General features: G+C 58.1%; 16 protein-coding genes. 7 read left to right on the top strand and 9 right to left on the bottom strand.

Annotated features, from left to right (window positions below):
- The first annotated feature begins 175 nt into the window (after window positions 1-175).
- Complete coding sequence (locus VNM72_13930; GenBank protein ID HXF06497.1) at window positions 176-2,626, top strand: DPP IV N-terminal domain-containing protein; 2,451 nt, start codon at window positions 176-178, stop codon at window positions 2,624-2,626.
- Between the two features lie 182 nt (window positions 2,627-2,808).
- Here the strand turns inward: VNM72_13930 and VNM72_13925 are convergent, their stop codons facing one another.
- From VNM72_13925 to VNM72_13915, 3 genes are all read right to left on the bottom strand, one after another.
- The gene (locus tag VNM72_13925; GenBank protein ID HXF06496.1) at window positions 2,809-3,240 is read right to left on the bottom strand and encodes a DoxX family protein; all 432 of its coding nucleotides are present in this window, start codon (window positions 3,238-3,240) and stop codon (window positions 2,809-2,811) included.
- Window positions 3,241-3,833: 593 nt separating this feature from the next.
- Window positions 3,834-3,965 (bottom strand): hypothetical protein, encoded by a 132-nt coding sequence (locus VNM72_13920; protein HXF06495.1) that lies wholly within the window; start codon window positions 3,963-3,965, stop codon window positions 3,834-3,836.
- 295 nt (window positions 3,966-4,260) lie between these two features.
- Window positions 4,261-4,563, bottom strand: a complete 303-nt coding sequence (locus tag VNM72_13915) for a type II toxin-antitoxin system MqsA family antitoxin (GenBank protein HXF06494.1) — start codon at window positions 4,561-4,563, stop codon at window positions 4,261-4,263.
- Between the two features lie 122 nt (window positions 4,564-4,685).
- Here VNM72_13915 and VNM72_13910 point away from each other — a divergent pair, with 122 nt between their 5' ends.
- The gene (locus VNM72_13910) at window positions 4,686-4,952 is read left to right on the top strand and encodes a hypothetical protein (protein ID HXF06493.1); all 267 of its coding nucleotides are present in this window, start codon (window positions 4,686-4,688) and stop codon (window positions 4,950-4,952) included.
- Window positions 4,953-5,190: 238 nt separating this feature from the next.
- A complete protein-coding gene (locus VNM72_13905; protein ID HXF06492.1) occupies window positions 5,191-5,448 on the top strand; it encodes a hypothetical protein in 258 nt (85 codons plus the stop codon).
- A 295-nt stretch (window positions 5,449-5,743) separates the two neighbouring features.
- Here the strand turns inward: VNM72_13905 and VNM72_13900 are convergent, their stop codons facing one another.
- Both VNM72_13900 and VNM72_13895 read right to left on the bottom strand, forming a co-directional pair.
- Window positions 5,744-6,013: a YgiT-type zinc finger protein gene (locus tag VNM72_13900; GenBank protein ID HXF06491.1), complete on the bottom strand. Its 270-nt coding sequence runs from the start codon at window positions 6,011-6,013 to the stop codon at window positions 5,744-5,746.
- On the bottom strand, window positions 5,985-6,218 hold the full coding sequence (locus VNM72_13895) for a DUF4258 domain-containing protein (GenBank protein ID HXF06490.1): 234 nt from the start codon (window positions 6,216-6,218) through the stop codon (window positions 5,985-5,987). Before VNM72_13895 ends, VNM72_13900 begins: the two co-directional genes overlap by 29 nt.
- Window positions 6,219-7,353: 1,135 nt before the next feature.
- On the opposite strand from VNM72_13895, the gene VNM72_13890 reads away from it, so the two are divergent.
- The 3 genes from VNM72_13890 (at window position 7,354) to VNM72_13880 (ending at window position 11,512) form a co-directional block, all read left to right on the top strand.
- On the top strand, window positions 7,354-8,301 hold the full coding sequence (locus VNM72_13890; protein ID HXF06489.1) for an MBL fold metallo-hydrolase: 948 nt from the start codon (window positions 7,354-7,356) through the stop codon (window positions 8,299-8,301).
- A gap of 81 nt (window positions 8,302-8,382) precedes the next feature.
- Complete coding sequence (locus VNM72_13885) at window positions 8,383-9,756, top strand: FAD-dependent oxidoreductase (protein HXF06488.1); 1,374 nt, start codon at window positions 8,383-8,385, stop codon at window positions 9,754-9,756.
- Between the two features lie 334 nt (window positions 9,757-10,090).
- Window positions 10,091-11,512, top strand: coding sequence for a hypothetical protein (locus VNM72_13880; protein ID HXF06487.1), 1,422 nt, complete (start codon window positions 10,091-10,093; stop codon window positions 11,510-11,512).
- A 78-nt stretch (window positions 11,513-11,590) separates the two neighbouring features.
- Here VNM72_13880 and VNM72_13875 read toward each other — a convergent pair whose 3' ends face one another.
- From VNM72_13875 to VNM72_13860, 4 genes are all read right to left on the bottom strand, one after another.
- Entirely contained in the window at window positions 11,591-11,869 is a 279-nt protein-coding gene (locus VNM72_13875) for a hypothetical protein (GenBank protein ID HXF06486.1), read from the bottom strand.
- A gap of 47 nt (window positions 11,870-11,916) precedes the next feature.
- Window positions 11,917-12,351, bottom strand: coding sequence for a HEPN domain-containing protein (locus tag VNM72_13870; GenBank protein ID HXF06485.1), 435 nt, complete (start codon window positions 12,349-12,351; stop codon window positions 11,917-11,919).
- Window positions 12,320-12,739 carry a nucleotidyltransferase domain-containing protein gene (locus tag VNM72_13865; GenBank protein HXF06484.1) on the bottom strand — a complete coding sequence of 140 codons (420 nt, stop codon included), beginning with the start codon at window positions 12,737-12,739 and terminating at the stop codon, window positions 12,320-12,322. The genes VNM72_13870 and VNM72_13865 overlap by 32 nt, the downstream gene beginning before the upstream one ends.
- 146 nt (window positions 12,740-12,885) lie before the next feature.
- On the bottom strand, window positions 12,886-16,752 hold the full coding sequence (locus tag VNM72_13860; protein ID HXF06483.1) for a carboxypeptidase-like regulatory domain-containing protein: 3,867 nt from the start codon (window positions 16,750-16,752) through the stop codon (window positions 12,886-12,888).
- A 271-nt stretch (window positions 16,753-17,023) separates the two neighbouring features.
- Between VNM72_13860 and atpD the strand changes: the two genes are divergently transcribed.
- Window positions 17,024-18,372: F0F1 ATP synthase subunit beta (gene atpD, locus VNM72_13855; protein ID HXF06482.1), on the top strand; the 1,349-nt coding region annotated here is incomplete at its 3' end.

Here is an 18,372-nt window from a genome sequence, read left to right as displayed (position 1 = left end):
ATGCCCGCGGCAAGCTCCGACGATTTTTGCATTGTTCGTGTATGGAGCGAGCCATAAGAATCGCCCATGGGTCAAATGACCCACAACAAATGTTATTTTCAAGGGAGTGCCGGCGAATCATCCATCCGTTGAAACCTTTGATCCGCCGGCGGAAATTTTCACAGGAGGGGCGTTCATGAAACAGCGTCGTCTATCGGTCATCGTTCTCCTCGGCAGCATGTTGATGCTGCCGCCGATTCGCTTGTACGCCCAGATCACTGCCGCCGATTATGAGCGCGCTTTCAGCCTGCGGCAGCGGTTTGATGGGCTCGCCGTCAATCTCCCCGAGCGGGCGACCTGGATCGAGAACACCCACCGCTTCTGGTACCGCAAGACGGTCAAAGGAGGGCATGAGTTTGTCCTGGTGGATGCTGACACGCGGGAGAAAAGGCCCGCCTTCGATCACCAACGATTGGCCGCGGCGCTCTCCTCCGCCACCGGAGAGAAGTATTCTGCCGTGCGGCTGCCGTTCACCACATTGACATTTGTGGACCAGGAGCGGGCCATTCAATTCGTGGCGGCGGGTTCGACCTGGCGCTGCGATCTCACGAGCTACGAATGCCGGAGAACCGGACCGGCTCCGTCAGGCCCTCCGGGATTCCGTCCGCCGGACGCCGATGAGGAATATCCCCGTGAGTTCGACAACGATGTCTCGGACGGCATGGTGATTCTGCCGCCGCAGCAAGCTCAGCAGCAGGCTCAACAGCAACAGCGACGCGGCGGATTCGCTCCCGGCGGACCGTCGGCGGAGACTCCCGCCGTTAAGACCTCGCCCGACGGGCGGTGGGAGGCATTCATTCGCAACTACAATGTCTTTCTTCGAGAGAAGGGAAAAACCGAGGCCGTCGCCCTCAGTTGGGATGGATCGGAAGGGAACTACTACACGCTCGCTTCGATCACCTGGTCGCCGGATTCTCGTCGCCTCGTGGCCTATCGCGTCCGACCGGGCTATCGCCGGCAAATTCACTACATTGAGTCGTCGCCCAGCGACCAGCTCCAGCCCAAGCACTCGACGCGGGAATACGCCAAACCCGGTGATGTCCTCGATGTGGCCCACCCCGTGCTGTTCGACATCGAGGCGCGGAAACAGATCACGATTGATTCCAGCCTCTTCCCCAATCCTTACAGCCTCTCCAATCCCGTTTGGTGGAAAGATGGACGAGCGTTCACCTTCGAATACAACCAGCGCGGACATCAGGTCTATCGCGTGATCGAGGTGGATGGCCGAACGGGTCAGCCGCGGGTGCTCATCAACGAAGAATGCGCGACGTTTTTCTCCTATCGTCCGCTTCAGCCCAACCACCGGGAGACCGGAACTCGCTATCGCTATGATGTGGCCGACGGCAAGGAAATCATCTGGGCCTCCGAGCGCGACGGTTGGCGACATCTCTATCTCTACGATGGCACCACCGGACGCGTGAAGAATCAAATCACCAAAGGCAACTGGGTCGTGCGCGGCGTGATCAAAGTGGACGAGGAGAAACGTCAGATCTGGTTCCAGGCGAGCGGTCTGAATCCCGATCAAGACCCCTACTTCATCCACGTCTACCGGATCAACTTCGACGGCACCGGGATGACGGCCTTCACCGAGGCTAACGGAGATCACCAGGTGAGTTTTTCCTCCGACATGATGTATTACGTCGACACCTGGTCGCGGGTGGATCAGCCGCCCATCTCCCAGCTACGACAAACAGCGGATAAGAAGGTGCTGATGGAGCTTGAACGAGGAGACATCACGGAACTTCTGGCGGCGGGCTGGCGTCCGCCGGAGGTCTTCGTGGCCAAAGGACGCGATGGCGTGACCGACATCTGGGGCATCATCATTCGCCCCACGCGGTTCGACCCGTCGAAGAAGTATCCGGTCGTCGAGAACATCTATGCCGGACCTCAAGGATCATTCGTGCCCAAATCCTTCAGCGTCTACAATCCGATGCAGTCGCTGGCGGAGCTGGGGTTCATCGTCGTGCAAATTGATGGGATGGGGACGGCCAATCGCTCGAAGGCATTCCACGACGTCGCCTGGAAGAACCTGCGCGACGCCGGTTTTCCGGATCGCATTCTCTGGCACAAGGCGGTCGCGGCGAAATATCCCTATTATGACATCACCCGCGTGGGCATTTACGGACATTCCGCCGGGGGACAGAACGCACTGGCGGCTCTGCTGTTCCATCCCGATTTTTACAAAGTGGCCGTGTCCTCGTGCGGCTGCCACGACAACCGCATGGATAAGATCTGGTGGAACGAGCAGTGGATGGGCTGGCCGATCGGGCCTCACTATTCGGCGTCATCGAACGTGGACAATGCCCATCGGCTTCAAGGCAAGCTCCTTCTGTCCGTTGGGGAGATGGACACCAACGTGGATCCGGCCTCGACCATGCAGGTGGTGAATGCGTTGATCAAGGCCAACAAGACGTTCGATCTTCTGGTTCTTCCCGGACAGGGACATACGACGGGCGGCCTCTATGGAGATCGCAAGCGATACGATTTCTTCGTTCACCATTTGCTGGGAGTGGAGCCGCCCGACTGGAACAAAGAGAAAGAAGTTTCCCTTCCCGAGCCTCGTTCAAATGGGCAAGGACAGCAATAAACCTCACCTTCCTCGACGAGGCTCGGGCTTTATTGATCTGGCGGCCTCAGCAGGGCGACGAGCCGGCGGCTGAGGCCCCTTTTCACTTTTAGCCCTCGTCGCCCGATAGTTAAATCCGGGATTGACCAATTCACTCGCATGCGGATCTTGGCTGCGCGTCGCGCCGACCGGCGCGCCTCGCGTTACGATGCCGGCTGTTGGGCCGCTACCTGACGGCGACGTGCCAGCAGCGAGTCGAGCGCACAGGCCCCGGCTCCCGTGAGATAGAACTTCAACAGACCCCCCATGATCGCCAGATTCTTCATCACCTGAATCATCTGCATCTGGCCCTGCTCCGGATCATGGATGTGCGCCAGGTGAAAGATGATCGTCGTGGGAATGAGAAAGAGGAAGAGAGCGAGAGCGGCCCAGTTAGCCTTGTACCCGAGCAGCAGAGCGATTCCGCCAAGCACCTCGATGAGAAGAGCGGCGACGAGAAACAGCGCGGGCAGGGGGAACCCCGCGCCCTCCATCATCGAGGCCGTTTGATCAAACGCCATCAGCTTGCCAAACCCCGAGAAGATGAAAATGAGCGCCACCAATCCACGAGAAACAGGATCCCAATACTTCCTCATATTTCACCTCCTCCGTCGTGTGATGGGTCACAGGCGGAATAATTATAAAGCTTCTCGCGGAAGAGGAAAAAATCATCCTGTCCAGCCAATTGTGGTTACCCCAAACCCTGCCGAAGCGCACACAGTTTCAGGTTCAGTACCCTTTGGGGCTGGAACTCATTTCAAAACCCTTCAATGGATGGAAAACTGGAGGCATGAGAGACAGGAGGTGCTTTGAGGGGATTCTCTGAAGGGGACTCTCTGGGGCGAGCTACCCAAGCGGTAGGCCGGTCCTTGCATATGCTGGCCCCGGCTAAAAGAAGGGGGCAGTTCTTGACGATGTGGCGGGCCTTTCTGGCACATCTCAATGACCAACACAAGCGGGGGTGAATGAGGGCTTTGCGATGGCCTTCTTTGCTTGGGCGAAAAAAGGATTCAAGGCGGGCAAGACCAGAAGGGACAAGGGCAGGAAGAGGGATGGTCTTACTCCGCCGGGAGCATACCTGGACCCGGCATCCTTCGGCGGAGGTCACGCTCCCGGAGATAACGCTTGACACAATAGCCGTGGGCTGGACGACCCGCCAGTGTCCAGACCGCCTGGTGGTGGATCGAAGCTATGACAGCACCCCGCTCAGGATGACCCTGGTTAAGCGAAGAAGTGAGCCGATCAGCCCCGCCAGAACCACAACAGCCAAGCCACCCATCAGGATGGGCGTGAAGCTCAGGCGGTATCGCCAGAAGGGCATCGGTGAGAGGACGTTTGTTTGGCTCGATCATTTTTGCTGCCTGGTGGTGCAGCAGAAGCGGCTCATCGCACCCTCTGCGGGCTTCTTCATCTGGCCTCTGCCTTGCTCACTCTGCCGGGGTTTTCTAACCACCTTTTCGCTCTTCTCTTGGCTTTCCAGCCTCACCGGGAATTGCTGCGGCATGAGGTATACCTATCCCGCCAACGGGCTCGGGCGATTTTCTCATTTTGGCCCTCCTTCGCCAAAGAGTCGGACCAAAATTATCCCTGATCCAGCTCTATTTCTTCGCCTTATCTCATGTAATTTTCCTCCAGGACCACCAAAAATTTACTGGGTAGGGATAGACGCGGAAAACCACGGATCGAAACCTGAGTTCGTCCGCGTTGATCCGTGCCCCTTCACTCTTCCCCAGGGCGACCACAGGAACTTGTATCTCCTTGTCCCTCTGTCCCTCCTTAGCGATGCGCTCCATCTGTCGCACCACCTCGGCGGTATAGTAGCGCTCTCCGCACTCGTTGCAGACTTTGGCCGGGACGTCCTGGATGATCACCAGGTAGTCTCCCCAGCGAAAGTCTACGGTAACCTGGCGTTCCTCCAAAACACCTCAGCCACAAAAGTAGCAACGCTCTCTGGCCTCGGATTGCTCTTGACTTTGCTTCATCCTCTCACCTCCGAGTAAATGGGTCCATCCACTTCGGTGGCTGCGGCAAGTAGACAGTGATGATCAATAATTTTCCCGACCCAAATTTCCACAGAGCACGTGAAGCCAGCGTCCAGACGGATCTTGGCCAATCATCAGGCAACTGGGTCCTCGCGGGTCGGTTGGACAGGCCTCCAACTCCTGACCGTGTAAGAGGCGTGCTTGATGTCATCAACGCTGATCTGCTCCGCTGCCGCTTCCCGCTGGGCGTGCTGAGACAGTTCGAATTTATCCTGATGAGCTTTGGCTTGCGCGATGTCCAAAAATTGATTGGCCATCCTTGGTAGAGAGGAGCCGAAAGGCAGACTCTCAGCAATATATGAACGTGCCGGAGCCTGTGGAGTGAAAGAGACATGAGCGCAGGAGCGCGCCCCGGTGGGAAATGGGGGGTCAGTATCCATGAAGCCGTCGCTTCACCACGAACCATGAAAATCAAATTTTCATGGCAGACATGCGTATTGCGTAATTCGGCTGGAGGTCTGGAGTTGGTCGGAGGTAGTGAAGCGGATGGAAGCGGCGTCAGGGATGAAACTCAGAGAGGTTCGAGGTCAGAGTCGAGCAGAATCTCAACGAGCAGTAAAGGAACTGTTCGTCTATGTTGGTGGCGAGTGGAGCCACTTGACCGCGGCTGAGATCGCCGAGCGATTGGGGATTGATCCGACGAATGTGGGACGAGGGTATGAGAGGGCGCGGCAGCGGATGGAGGCCGACGAGGCGTTTCGGAACCTGGTGAAACGCATCTTGGCTGAGAAGATGCGCAGTGTCCTGACCTTCTCCTTCTGAAGGTTGATGTGGCCAGCCGGTGCAGAAGTTGTTGCATCACGAATAGTACATGCTCGTGACTGGCAGCAGAACATCCTGGAGTCCGCGGATAATAGCGATTTCGGATTCCGGATCGCCGATTGAAGAGTGATGAGTTCTCTCGCATCAACCAATTCTCGGGCGGGGAAAGCCCGCTTTGGAAAAACCGAGGATCAGACGCGGCGTATTTCTTCAACCGTGCGGTGAGGCGATAAGAAGCTGCCGATTGCCGATTTGCGAATGCCGATGGCGGAATGAGGAAACCTTTGCCGTTGGTTCATGCTGCCGTCATCGTCGGCTCAGCCAGGTTCACAACCAATAGTTCCACGTTGTGCTTGAGCGCGTCCTTGATGATCGTGGACACCCGCTGGGAGATCTCCGTTGATAAAAAAGCCTCGCCGCATTGGTCACAGACTTCAGCAGGAGCATTCTTGACGACCACCACCCGCCCCTTCACCACGAAGGACAAGGTGGCAGCGTCTTGATCGTGGAGTGTCCCCTTGCACAATGGGCACGGCTTAGTTCTGCTTTCTCGTTCTCCAGTCATGTTCCCATTTCTCCTCTGTTGGACGATAAATCGTGATGATGAGGATGCGACCGTTAGGTTCGTCCACACCGACGCGGGCATGGACAGCTAATCCGTTGGGGAGCCATCCTAGCACCAAGCAATCGGGCAACTGTCGGTGGTGCTCAGGATAATCTTCGATGATCTCGCCAGCACCCAAAGCTCGAACGGTCTGATCCTGATCCAATCTTCCGCCGCTGCTTCTCCAGTCGCATGGGTTGACCATTTGACCCGGCCTGCTTCGGCGCATTGCCTGATGATCTCTTGTTTCCGCTCGGGGGACAAGCCATCACTCATCTCCACCCCTCTCACAACCGCTTTGCAAGCGGTACAGCACACCGATGATGGTTGGCAACAGGTCAAACAGCTTTCCGCAGCGTGGAGTACGCCAAGGCGCCGAGCCGTGCGACGCTCAGTTTTCAGATCGCCACCCACACAATTCCAAGAACGCCAGCAACAGGCGTTCAGTGATCAGCCATCAGGAGTCAGCCGTCACTCAGCAACGGAGTGTGCCAGCAGTCGCTCCTGTGACGCCCACCGCCGTCGCTCACCGTCAGTCCAGCAAAGCCGCCCGAGCCACGCTCTGGCGTATCACACAACGTGAAACGATTGTCTCAAGGCTTGAAAATCTGCCATCTCCTGACAGTCGCGCTTGGCTCTGATCTCCTCGAACTGCTGGACCGCGTCCCGAAAATGAAAACGGAGGGGTAGATACAGCGCATTGCGTCCTGCGGTGGTGAAGGCGATGGAAGCCAGACATTCTCCGGCCCATAAAGAAGGCTTGCAAAGAAGGGTTCAACCCTCTGCTGGAGAGCCGTGAGTAAAGGCCGGGAGAAGGCGGCGGAGAGAAAAGATCAAGGCCGAGTAGAAACTCCGCCTGTATCACCCGAGGGATGTTCCATGGTGATCCCGGTATGGTGACGGAGGATCTAACCGATCGGTAGCGAGGTTCTGCTCCCAGAGTAGAAGCGGGAGCGGTCATTCTGAGCCGGAGTGGATCAGGGGCTATCCGGATCGCCGTCGTGAGCAGAGAAGGATTCCGGCCACAGCGATCAGAACCATCATCGGAAAAAGAGTTTCCGCCCGAATCTCTGGCGGCTTTCTCCTTCAGCATCCGCCAGGCATCTCGTTTAATCCCGCCCTGATCCCGGGCACAACCGATCCTTACATTCAATCGGGCCTCTCCTTATCTTTAATCGGAGGCCCTTGTACCGCATGCGAATCCCTTCTTCTTCACCGGGGAATTTCTCGTCCGCCTTTGCGTCGCTTTTCAGGTGGCGTTTGATGTGCTATCTTGCTCCCTTTGTTGAATGAGTGCGTCCATGCGAATACACGTGGTGAGAATTCCGACGCCGTTTCCCGTGGGTCCGGTCAATGCCATCCTTGTTGTGGAAGATCCGATCACGCTCATTGATACCGGGCCGAAGACATCGGAGGCATTGGAGGCGCTGCGCTCGCAGATCGAGGCGCTCGGCCTGAGGCTGGGCGACATTAAGCGCATCGTGCTCACCCATGCGCATCTGGATCATGCGGGTCAGGCCGAGCGGTTGCGTCAGCTGACGGGAGCGACCGTCTACGCGCATCCGTGGGAGGCCGAACGACTCGGACAGGTGCCGGATGCGTCGCGTGATCCCACCCTGTTTGCCGCCCTCGGTGTTCCCCCTCGCATTGTGGAGGAATTCAATGTCGTGTGGGATTACTTGAACACGATGGTGGATCCGATCTCCGAGCTTCCGGCGCTGGATGACGGAGATGAGCTTGCTTTCGAGAGGGGATCGCTCGCCATTGTGCATACGCCCGGTCACACGCCCGGCCATATCTGCCTGTTTCACCGGGCGCAGCGAACGCTCATCGCCGCCGATACGGTGCTCAAACGCATCACCCCGAATCCCATCCTCAACCGTGATCCCCGACAGCCGGCACGACGCTTCCCCTCGCTCGCGGCCTTTCTCCGAAGCCTCGACCGGCTGCGCCACCTGGCACCGGCACTCGTCTACACGGGACACGGCGAGGAAGTTGACGACTACGAGGCCTATTACCAGACCATCGTCAAGCATGCGCGGCAGCGTCAGCGGGAGTTGATTCAGCTCATGGGCGATGGAGCAATGACCGCCTGGGAACTCTCCTTGCGCCTTTTCCCCCAGGCCGGCAGTCAACAGCGATTTCTCGCTCTCTCCGAAACGATCGCTCATCTGGATTGGGCTGTAGGGGAGGGCACCGTCGTCTGCGAAAAGCGAAACGGGGTGGAGTACTTCTGGCGCCGCGCTTGACGATCACACCGGCGCTTTCCTAAAATCTCGCGCCAACGCGCCGGCGCTATTCTCATCGCCTCGCTGAAGGAGACACACGCGATGCAACAGCAAGGATCATCGGGCCATCTCGTGGTGGTTGTGGGAGCGGGTCCCGCCGGCATCTATGCGACAGGGAAATTGATCGAGCAAGGACATGACGTCATCCTCTTCAATCGCGATCTCAAGCCCGGCGGACTGGCCGAATACGGCATCTACTTCACCAAGCACAAGATGAAGGAGGGCATCCGGAAGCAGTTCCGGCGTATTCTCTCCGATCCCCGTGTCCATTATTTCGGACACGTCCGCGTGGGGGTGAAAGCCGATCTCTCGCTCGATGACATTCGGGAAACCCTCCGTCCGTCAGCTCTGCTCATCACGACCGGAGCGCAGGGAACGAAGTTCCTCGGTATTCCGGGAGAGCAGGCTCCGGGCGTCTATCATGCCAAGGATCTCGTCTATCATTACAACGCCCTCCCGCCGTTCAGTCAACAGAGGTTTCTCATCGGGGACCGCGTGGCCATCATCGGCATCGGCAACGTCATGGTGGACATCGCCCATTATCTCGTCCACGTGAGGAAGGTCAAAGAAGTCATCGCCGTGGCCCGACGGGGGCCGGGACAGCGGGCCTACAGCGATAAGGAGATCAAGGCTGTCGCCGCCAATATTGATACCGAGGCGCTGCGCCAGGAACTGGAGCGGATTCGTCCGCGATTAGAGGCCATCGGAGAAAACGTCGAGCAGATTTACACCGAGCTGATCAAGTACGTCGGCACGCCACCGGAAGAGGGTCCCAGTCCGACCCGGCTCCTCTTTCGCTACCTGAGCGCGCCGAAGGAAATTCTCCTGGGGGAGGATGGGCGACCGCGCGCCCTGCGGGTCGAAGATACCGAACTGGTGTGGAGGGGGAGCGATGTCGTCGCCAAAGGGTTGGGAACGTTCGCCGACATCCCCTGCGACACAGTGATCTTCGCCGTGGGTGATCGCGTGGATGAGAGTTTGGGCCTTCCCGTCCGGGGCACGGAATACGTTACCAATCCCCATCCCGATCCCTTCTATCCCGGCGACGAAGCCTATCAAGCATATAATCCGGAGACGGAGCAGGTGCTCGAAGGGATCTTCGTTGCCGGATGGTCGCGCAAAGCATCCGATGGACTGGTGGGAAAAGCGAAACAGGACGGCGAGCGTGGCGTCGAGGCCCTCTGTCACTATCTCGAACGCATCGCTCCGGGATCGGCGACTCACCTACCCGATAAACTGGAGGCGCTGCGTCAGGTCTTGCGCCAACGCAATGTGCGATTTGTCGAATACCCCGACGTCGCGCGGCTGGAAGAGATCGAACGCCGCGAGGCCGACCGTCGGGGACTGGAGTTTTTCAAATTCGCCTCCGACGAAGAAATGTTCAGCGCCCTCCAGGCGGCCGTACCTGTGGATTAGGGACGAGTAAGGCGCGCGCGGTTTCTGATGAGGAGGCAATCTGCTCTACCTCTGGCCCGCGAAAAACCGCTGACAAAGGCAATACCTTCACCACGAAATGATGTATCCGCTGGCACTTCTCATCCGTTGGTGCGCCCCGATTTTTCGTCGCTCCCGGGCACCCTCGCGAGGAATTCCCCGGTGATCGGCGCACATCCCTCGCTGGCTTCTCTTCTGCCTTGACAATGCCTTATTGAACCACTACAAGAGAGTCGTCATGAGCGTGCGGGAGAGCTGAAGACACGATGAGAAATTTCGGCCAGGACTTAAACTGTCAGATAAGGAGAATCCACCAATGATGTCACGACGCCGGTACCACAGATTTCGCACGGGGAGTTTTATTCTCCTCTTCACGATATCCCCCCTCTTACTCACGGTCATGCATCCGGGGTCACTTCCGGCCACAGCAGCTCAGGATGACATAACCGTTATCGAGGAAGTCGAACCCAACGATGATCTGGAGTCCGGCCAGGTTATTGATTTTGCCGGGAAATCAACAATTCTCATCCGGGGACGGGCTGCCACGACCGAGACGGGAACATTGCCGGAAGAGCTTTCCCTTCGGTTCGAGTTCGAAGATTCGTTGGAGGATTTCTACATCTTGCCCATGGACGATGTCCTGAAGCAATTGAATGCCGCAGGGAAAGACGATCCCATTCAGATCTCGGCGACGTTGCGATGGTCTGGGCAAGCCGATATAGACCTGTGGATCCTGACGGATGTAGATGATTCCCTTTTCTTTCTCGACGGGTTGAAGTTTCTCAGCATTGATGCTGCTACGGAGGCCAACCCTGAACAGTTACCGAGATCCGAGGTTGATGCCGTCGCCTTCTACCCTCAGCCGGAGAATGAACAAGCGATCCAGGCGAATCTCGGTTTTTCCCGGAAGCTCATCCTGGCTGTCTCGAATTTCGCCGGACCTGAGACGGACTACGAACTGACCATCAAATTGAATCAGGGGAAGACGGAGAAGCACATCACCGACGATGGTGACCCAGATGCAGCCATCGGAGGTCCACCGGGTTCTGATCTCAAGGGAATTTCTCTCGTGGGATTCCAGCCCACCCGGTATCCCGTTGTCCTGCGCTCGGTGAATCCCCAACTCATCGCGTTCTCCGACCAGCCTGATCCCACAGGAGAGGAGATTCGCGTGATTGTTCTCAAGGGCACAACATTGGCTGAGCCGCCTCCCTCACTGGAAGATAAAGCATCGGTGCTCTTTGACGGCAAGATCACGATTCCGGGAACAATTCAATTGATCGGCGAAGATGTCCCGTTAATGCTTCCCACTCCGATCCGCATTGACTCCGGAGTCGTTTTCGTGGGGATTGAAGTGAACGAGGAGGCGTCGGCAAAAGGTATTCGCGCTCTCTATGACATCAGCCCGGTTCAGCATTTGAACAGTTGGTTCTCGTCGGATGGAGGTAAAACGTGGTCTGCCCTGACAGCCCCGGAGGATGTTTCCGGCGAGCGAGTCATTGCGAATTTCTCCTGCCGGGCAGTGTTTGAGCGAATCGAGCCGAGCCCATCGGTCGTAGAAAATCCATCGGCGGCTGTCACCAGTCGCACGCGGGGCGTTCGGGTGGGTACGTTGCCAAGACTCTTCTCGCCGGGCCGTTCGGCTTCTCCGATTCAACGGGTGAACCGACCGCTATCGCCACTGAAGGGATTTTCCCTTCTTGCGCCGGAGAGAAACCTCGCCCGTTCCGGTCACTGAAAATCGTCTCGCCGGAGCCCTGAGGAGCCGCGACCGAGGGAACTAAGTGTTCGGGATGGTCGAGGATTCGGGTGGGGTTTAGAAATTCACCCGGAGGGCGAACTGGATGATCCGGGGTTGATTGGTTTGCGCCTCGATCCGGCCGAAGGTGGTGGCCTGGATGTTGAGGTTCGGACCGGCGAAGTTGGCGTTATTGAGCAGGTTGAAGAACTCGGCGCGAAACTCGACATTGACGCGTTCACTCACGGGGGTGCATTTGATCACGCTGGCGTCGAAGAAGACCTCGCCGGGGTCGGTGAACGTGCCGGCACCCAGCGTCCCGGCTATTGCCGGCGTCAGTAAGGATGGCGGCGCCACTGCTTCGCACAGGTGAAGATCGGCAGTCGCGTTCTCCGCTTGTCGGTTTACTCGGCGTGTGGACTGGCGAGTTTCTTATGGACGAAATTTCGCAGTCGTTCGGCCACTTCAACGGCCCGCTGGGCTTCTTCGGGAGAAAACTCGACTGCCATATCTACCGGATATCGCGCCTCCGTGACATAGTGGTCGAAGGGAGCTAGGTCATTTTCGAACTCGGTGAATGATTCATCCACGCTGATGCACAGGGTGAGTAGTTTTGCGATGCTGTGCGTCTTTTCCAGCGTCCATCCCTGAGCAATCAGATACCCCTTGAGGTATTTCTCCACCGCTTGCTGGCAGAGATAGCAAATCTGTGCGGCGAACGGGCGATCGGACTGTAATCCCCACCGGGCGAAAGCCAGATCATTATCCGCCCACTCGATCCATGCTTTCGGCGTCCGGACGGGTTTCTCAGGACCGAGGGACGGCTTCTCTTCGTTCATAGAGTACTTTCCCCTGGGCCAAAATGTGGTGGATATAGAACGGATTGTGATCGAGGACGTTCCGCTCGACGTCCTCTACCGTTCGCACGAGCACATCCATCTCGAAGAGCCGTCGCATAAAGAACCGACGAATTCGATCTGTTGCCGTGCGGCGATCCTCGGGGGAATTGACGATGACCAGCAGGTCCACATCGCTGCCTTCCTGGCTATCACCGCGCGCCTGGGAGCCAAAGAGAATGATTTTTTGGGGACTCGCAAGCCGCACAATTTGCTCACAGATGTACTGAATCAGCCTCGGCGTTACCTGCTCCGTAAGCAGGATCGAGCGGTCACCGTCCGGGTCGCCAGCAGCCGATCCGAGATCATCTCTCCGAAGTTCTTCATCCATAAACCTTCTCCACCGCTACATTATACAAGGATTCGGCATCTTCTCCATTGCCCGCTTGAGCGGAAGCCTTCGAGCGATTGCCAACCCAGCTCGTCAGCAGAGGCGAAACATTTTTTTTCCGCGATGGGTCGTGGTTCGGAGGGAGTTTAGAAATTCACCCGGAGGGCGAACTGGATGATCCGGGGTTGATTGGTTTGCGCCTCGATCCGGCCGAAGGTGGTGGCCTGGATGTTGAGGTTCGGACCGGCGAAGTTGACGTTATTGAGCAGGTTGAAGAACTCGGCGCGAAACTCGACATTGACGCGTTCACTCACGGGGGTGCGTTTGATCACGCTGGCGTCGAAGAAGACCTCGCCGGGGTCGGTGAACGTGCCGGCACCCAGCGTCCCGGCTGTTCCGGGTTCCGGTGTCAGTAGAATGACTTTGCCGTTACGATCTACCACCATTCGGTTGAGGTTGAACGGATCCTGAAAGGGATTGGTCACTCCGGGAAGAAATGTCACACCGTCGGGCAAACGGGTGACCGTGCCGCGAAAATCGCGGATGGAAAATTCCGGTCCGGGATTAGGAGGGATGACGTTCAACCCACCGGCCCCAAAGAGCGTGAAGCGACCGGCACTGAACGTTCGGGGAGCGCCGGAGAAAACCAGGAAGATTCCATTGAGCTGCCATCCCTCGATCAGCTTGCCCACCACTCTCCGTGTCGCTGAGAAAAACCGCCGCCCTCGACCGAGCGGCAGCTCATAAATCCAGTTGGCCTTGAAAACATGCTCGCGGTCAAAAACGAGGCGTCGCTTCTCGATGCGCCGATTGCGATTGGTGCGGAAATTGCTGCTGAAGGCGAACTGATCCGAGCCGTCGTCGGTGCCGTCGCCGAGCGCCCGACTGAAGGTATAGTTGGCTTGAAAATCAAGCCCCCGCGAGAACCGGCGGCGAATCTCGATTTGCCCCGCGTGATAGGTCGAGTTGGAGAAGTTCGACATGAACAATACGCTGGCAAACTGCGGATTTGTGCTGATGAAGTTGACGGGAAGCCCCGCCTGAGACAGCCACCCTCCCTGAATTCCCTGGAGCACCTGCCGGTCTATGTTGAAGGCGATGAGCACGTAGTTTCCGAGCAGCAAATCATTGCGCGCGCCGAAAATATTGAGAAAACGCCCCGGTGTGCGAAAGATGCGGGCGAGCACCTCGACGCCCGCGGGAAATTGCCGGGGAATGAAGGTCAAGGGATCGCCGCTCTCAATGAGTTGCTGGCGCACGAGATTGAATTCATCCCGGAGCCGGTTCTCAATGATGTTGATCTCGTTGATATTGGCGGTGCGAATGAGTTTGGTTCCTTTCGTCCCCACGTAGCGCAACTCGATGACCATATCTTTGGTCAGTTCGCGTTGCCAGGAGAGATTCCAGTTCTGCACGTAGGGCGACCGCAAATTCTCATCAATGAAAAAGCCGGTATCGCGGCGTTGAAAATCCGGCGGCTGCAGCGCCCGCGTGTCAGCCAGCGGGACGGGCAGCGTTACTCCCAGCGGATTATCCAGCCGTCCGACGGCATCTTGAGTGACCGTCGGAACGAGAAACGCCGACGTGGAGAGCCCGGGATTGAAGCGGCTGAACTGGGCAAACAGCACCAGAGGGAAGGCATCGTAGCCGATGTAATAGCCGCTGCGAATCACGCTCTGATTTTCTCTCCCCAGCAGATGCCTCAGACCCCACGCTTTCACCCGAGGACTCCAGGAGATGCCGATGCCGGGGGCAAAATTATTCGTGTCGTCCTTGAACAGTTGGTGGGCATGACCGGGGCCCACGAGTTCAAAACCGACCGGTCCCACCTGCCGGGGATTGGTAATGGCGGCGTTGGGCTGGAAAAGATCGGCCCAGGTGCCGGTTCGATTGGAGATGCCCAAGGCGGCGGCAAAGCGCGTCTGACCGATCGTCGGTTGCACGAGCAAACCGTTGACTTCAAACGGAACGGTGTTGTACTCGTAGCGCAGTCCATAGATGAACGTGACGTGGGGCCGCACGCGCCAGGCGTCGCGGAAAAAGGCATTCACTTGACGATGGCGAAACCCGAACACTTCTCCCCGGAACGGGAGCATCACCTTGCCATCGGGTGTTCGATATTGTTGCTCGACGCGGGCGATTGAGCCGGTCAGATCGTAGAGAATGGCCCGAGCCAGAGGCGCATTGTTGGCGCTGAGATTGCGAGGGAGAGGAACCTGACTGGCAGGGGCTTCGCCCAGCTCGACCGATGGACGAACGCCGACCGTATCCCGCGAATTGGCCTGAATGAACCGGACCTCCACGCCGCCGCGCAGCTCGTGCGTCCCGCGAATCCAGGTGATCGAGTCGGAATATTGGTAGAGCGGCGTGACCCGATCCTGCTCCTCGAAGTTGTTAATGGGGTTGCTGAAGGAGGCCGTCGTCAGAGAAATGGGAATGCCCAGAAGCGTGGGCCGCCTGCCGCCGATGGCGGCCAGACCGCCTTCCTCCGGCGGAGCAAAAATCACCGGCGTGCGCTGAAAGCCGGCGCGAAATTCGTTGATCAGAGTCGGACTGAACGAGGAAAGGAAGGTGCCGGAAAATCCCTGTCCGCGCGAGCGCTGACCGCCAACGCCAAAGCCGGGGAATGTTTGAAGCCCTTCGCCGGGAGCGATGATCCCATCGAGCTTTGTCTGCTGAAAGCGATAGACGCCCCAGAGCCGATGCCTCTCGTTGAAAACGTGATCCAGACGAATGGTGAACTGATCGGTCCTCGTGTGAATGGGAGCAAAAAAGGTATACCCGGCAGTGTTCAATCCATCTCCGGCGGTGAAATCATTGGGCAGCGGAGTCGCGCGAAGCAGCAACTGAATCAACCCCGATTGATCCGGCGTGGCGCGACGCGGATCGAGAGAGAAGAGATTGACCTGCTGAAGATCGGCCAGCGTCAGACCTGCCGGAGGACGGGGGTTACCCTGAAAATCAACGGTCGGATTGGCCGACGCCGCGTTGCCGTTGGGGATGTTGGGGAAGTAACGGAACACGCCGCGCCGGGCCGGTTCGGTCAAAACAACGCGTGTTACCGTCGCCCCCGTGCTCTCGCGCAATCCCTCATACGCGCCGAAGAAGAACGTGCGGTTCTTGACGATCGGCCCATCCAGGCGAAATCCGAACTGATGGCGGAGCAGCGGTTCTCGCGGCGCGACTTCCGATCCATCGGCTCGCCGGGGAAGAGCGTTGTTGAAAAAGCTATTGGCATTGAGCACCGTATTGCGATGAAATTCGAAGAGGCTCCCGTGAATCTCATTGGTTCCCGATCGCGTGACAATATCCACTTGAGCGCCGCCTCCGCGTCCGTATTCGACATCAACCGGCGAGGTCGTCACGCGAAACTCGGCCACATCGTCAACGGAGGTGGGAATCATCGAGAGGGTGATCGGCTCCTGGATGAAATTATCCTGCGCCTGAATCCCGTCAACGCGAATGTTGTTGGACGTCGTGCGATTGCCGGAGACGTTGCTGCCGACGACGCCGGCCTGGAGGTGAATGAGATCGAGCGGATTTCGACCGTTGAGCGGCAAATCCAGCACCCGACGGGCATCCACCACCGTGCCCAGCGAGGGACCTTTGCCGATCTCCACCACCGGCTGACTCTCGGCCGTCAGGACGATGGATTCGGTGATGTCACCGGGCTGAAGCGTCACATCTCGCGTGACGACGCTGCCCACCTCGATGACGACATCGTTCAGCACGACCCTCTTGAAGTAGGGCGCTTCCACCGTCACCGTATAGCGCCCGGGCGTCAAGCTGGTGAAGACGTAGAGCCCGGCCTCGTTGGTCGTGGTGACGGCCGGTTCGGAGTTTTCCCGAACGGCGGTGACCGTGGCGTTGGGCAGGACGGCCCCCGTGGGATCAGTCACCGTTCCGGTGAGCTTCCCCGTACTGGTCTGGCCCCAGCCGGTGAGGGAAAATCCGCTGAAGCTGAGAACGACCGTCAGCGAGAGGAGCCGGGAGAGTATCGGACGATACGCCATTGACCTTCCTCCGTGCTGTTGAGATCGGCAAGACGAAAACGATTGTAGGTTCCGGGAAGATGATGGTCAAGGCTGTCATCGCCGGGGAATCGTCTCGCCGGGTTGACGGACATTTTCGTCCCGCATCTCCGGAGAGGGAGACGCCCTTCGCCCTCCCGGACCATAAAACTTTTCGACCCGTCACGAGGGATCCTGGTAATTTTGCCCCTAACGGAGGCTATGCTATACTTACGCCCTTTTCGGCAAGACCTTGATCGCAGGAGAGAGGGAGATGAAAGTCGGGAAAGTCGTTCAGGTGATCGGCACGGTGGTGGATGTCGAGTTCGAGGATCACCTTCCGCCCATATACAACGCCTTGCGTATCACGAGTGAGGGATTCGATGTTCCCCAACCCATTGACATCATCGTGGAGGTCGAACAGCACCTGGGCGAAGGTCGCGTGCGGTGCGTCTCGATGAAACCGACCGAGGGACTCGTGCGAGGGATGAAAGCCTACGACACGGGCAAACCGATCATGATGCCGGTGGGACGGGCGACGCTCGGACGCGTCCTCAATGTGGTGGGCGAGCCGGTGGATAAGGGAGAGCCCATCAAGACCGACACGTATTACCCCATCCACCGTCCGGCTCCGAGCTTCGAGGAGCAATCCACCGAATTGCAAATGTTCGAGACCGGCATCAAGGTCATTGATCTCATCCAGCCGTTCTTGCGCGGGGGAAAGATCGGCTTCTTCGGCGGAGCCGGTGTGGGCAAAACCGTTCTGATCATGGAACTCATCCACAACGTGGCCATGCATCACGGCGGATTCTCCGTTTTCTGTGGAGCGGGCGAGCGCACCCGCGAGGGGAATGACCTCTGGCTGGAGATGAAAGAATCGGGCGTCCTTTCCAAGGCCGTGCTCGTCTACGGTCAGATGACCGAGCCCCCCGGCGCCCGACTCCGCATTGCGTTGTCGGCTCTGTCGGTGGCCGAATACTTCCGCGATGAAGAAGGGCAGGACCTGCTCCTCTTCATTGACAACATCTTCCGCTTCACTCAGGCGGGTTCAGAAGTATCGGCATTGCTGGGGCGAATGCCTTCGGCTGTTGGATATCAACCGAACCTGGCGACCGAACTCGGCGAACTTCAGGAACGCATCACTTCAACCAAGAAGGGATCCATTACCTCGGTGCAGGCGATCTACGTTCCGGCGGATGACATCACCGATCCGGCACCGGCGACGACGTTCGCTCACCTGGATGCGGCTACCGTTTTGTCCCGGCAGATTTTCGAGCTGGGCATTTATCCGGCCGTTGATCCGCTGGCTTCGACCTCGCGCATTCTCGATCCGCGCGTCGTCGGCGAGGAACATTACCGGACGGCTCAGCGGGTGAAAGCCATTCTGCAGCGCTATAAGGAACTTCAGGACATCATCGCCATTCTCGGCATCGAGGAACTCTCGGAAGAGGATAAACTGGTGGTGGCGCGCGCCCGGAAGATTCAACGGTTCCTCTCGCAGCCGTTCTTCGTAGCCGAGCAATTCACCGGCCTGAAAGGGCGATACGTCAAGACCGAGGATACGGTCCGCGGCTTCAAAGAGATCGTTGACGGCCTGCATGACGATCTGCCCGAACAGGCGTT

The organism is Blastocatellia bacterium, assembly GCA_035573895.1.
In the GTDB taxonomy this organism is placed as follows: domain Bacteria; phylum Acidobacteriota; class Blastocatellia; order HR10; family HR10; genus DATLZR01.
This window is presented reverse-complemented; position numbering and strand designations above follow the sequence as displayed.

Excerpts from the sequence above, each read along its gene's own strand:
- VNM72_13930 (HXF06497.1), top strand. The coding sequence starts at position 176 with ATGAAACAGCGTCGTCTATCGGTCATCGTTCTCCTCGGCAGCATGTTG.
- VNM72_13925 (HXF06496.1), bottom strand. The coding sequence starts at position 3,240 with ATGAGGAAGTATTGGGATCCTGTTTCTCGTGGATTGGTGGCGCTCATT.
- VNM72_13920 (HXF06495.1), bottom strand. The coding sequence starts at position 3,965 with ATGCCCTTCTGGCGATACCGCCTGAGCTTCACGCCCATCCTGATGGGT.
- VNM72_13910 (HXF06493.1), top strand. The coding sequence starts at position 4,686 with ATGATCAATAATTTTCCCGACCCAAATTTCCACAGAGCACGTGAAGCC.
- VNM72_13905 (HXF06492.1), top strand. The coding sequence starts at position 5,191 with ATGAAACTCAGAGAGGTTCGAGGTCAGAGTCGAGCAGAATCTCAACGA.
- VNM72_13900 (HXF06491.1), bottom strand. The coding sequence starts at position 6,013 with ATGACTGGAGAACGAGAAAGCAGAACTAAGCCGTGCCCATTGTGCAAG.
- VNM72_13890 (HXF06489.1), top strand. The coding sequence starts at position 7,354 with ATGCGAATACACGTGGTGAGAATTCCGACGCCGTTTCCCGTGGGTCCG.
- VNM72_13885 (HXF06488.1), top strand. The coding sequence starts at position 8,383 with ATGCAACAGCAAGGATCATCGGGCCATCTCGTGGTGGTTGTGGGAGCG.
- VNM72_13880 (HXF06487.1), top strand. The coding sequence starts at position 10,091 with ATGATGTCACGACGCCGGTACCACAGATTTCGCACGGGGAGTTTTATT.
- VNM72_13870 (HXF06485.1), bottom strand. The coding sequence starts at position 12,351 with ATGAACGAAGAGAAGCCGTCCCTCGGTCCTGAGAAACCCGTCCGGACG.
- VNM72_13865 (HXF06484.1), bottom strand. The coding sequence starts at position 12,739 with ATGGATGAAGAACTTCGGAGAGATGATCTCGGATCGGCTGCTGGCGAC.
- VNM72_13860 (HXF06483.1), bottom strand. The coding sequence starts at position 16,752 with ATGGCGTATCGTCCGATACTCTCCCGGCTCCTCTCGCTGACGGTCGTT.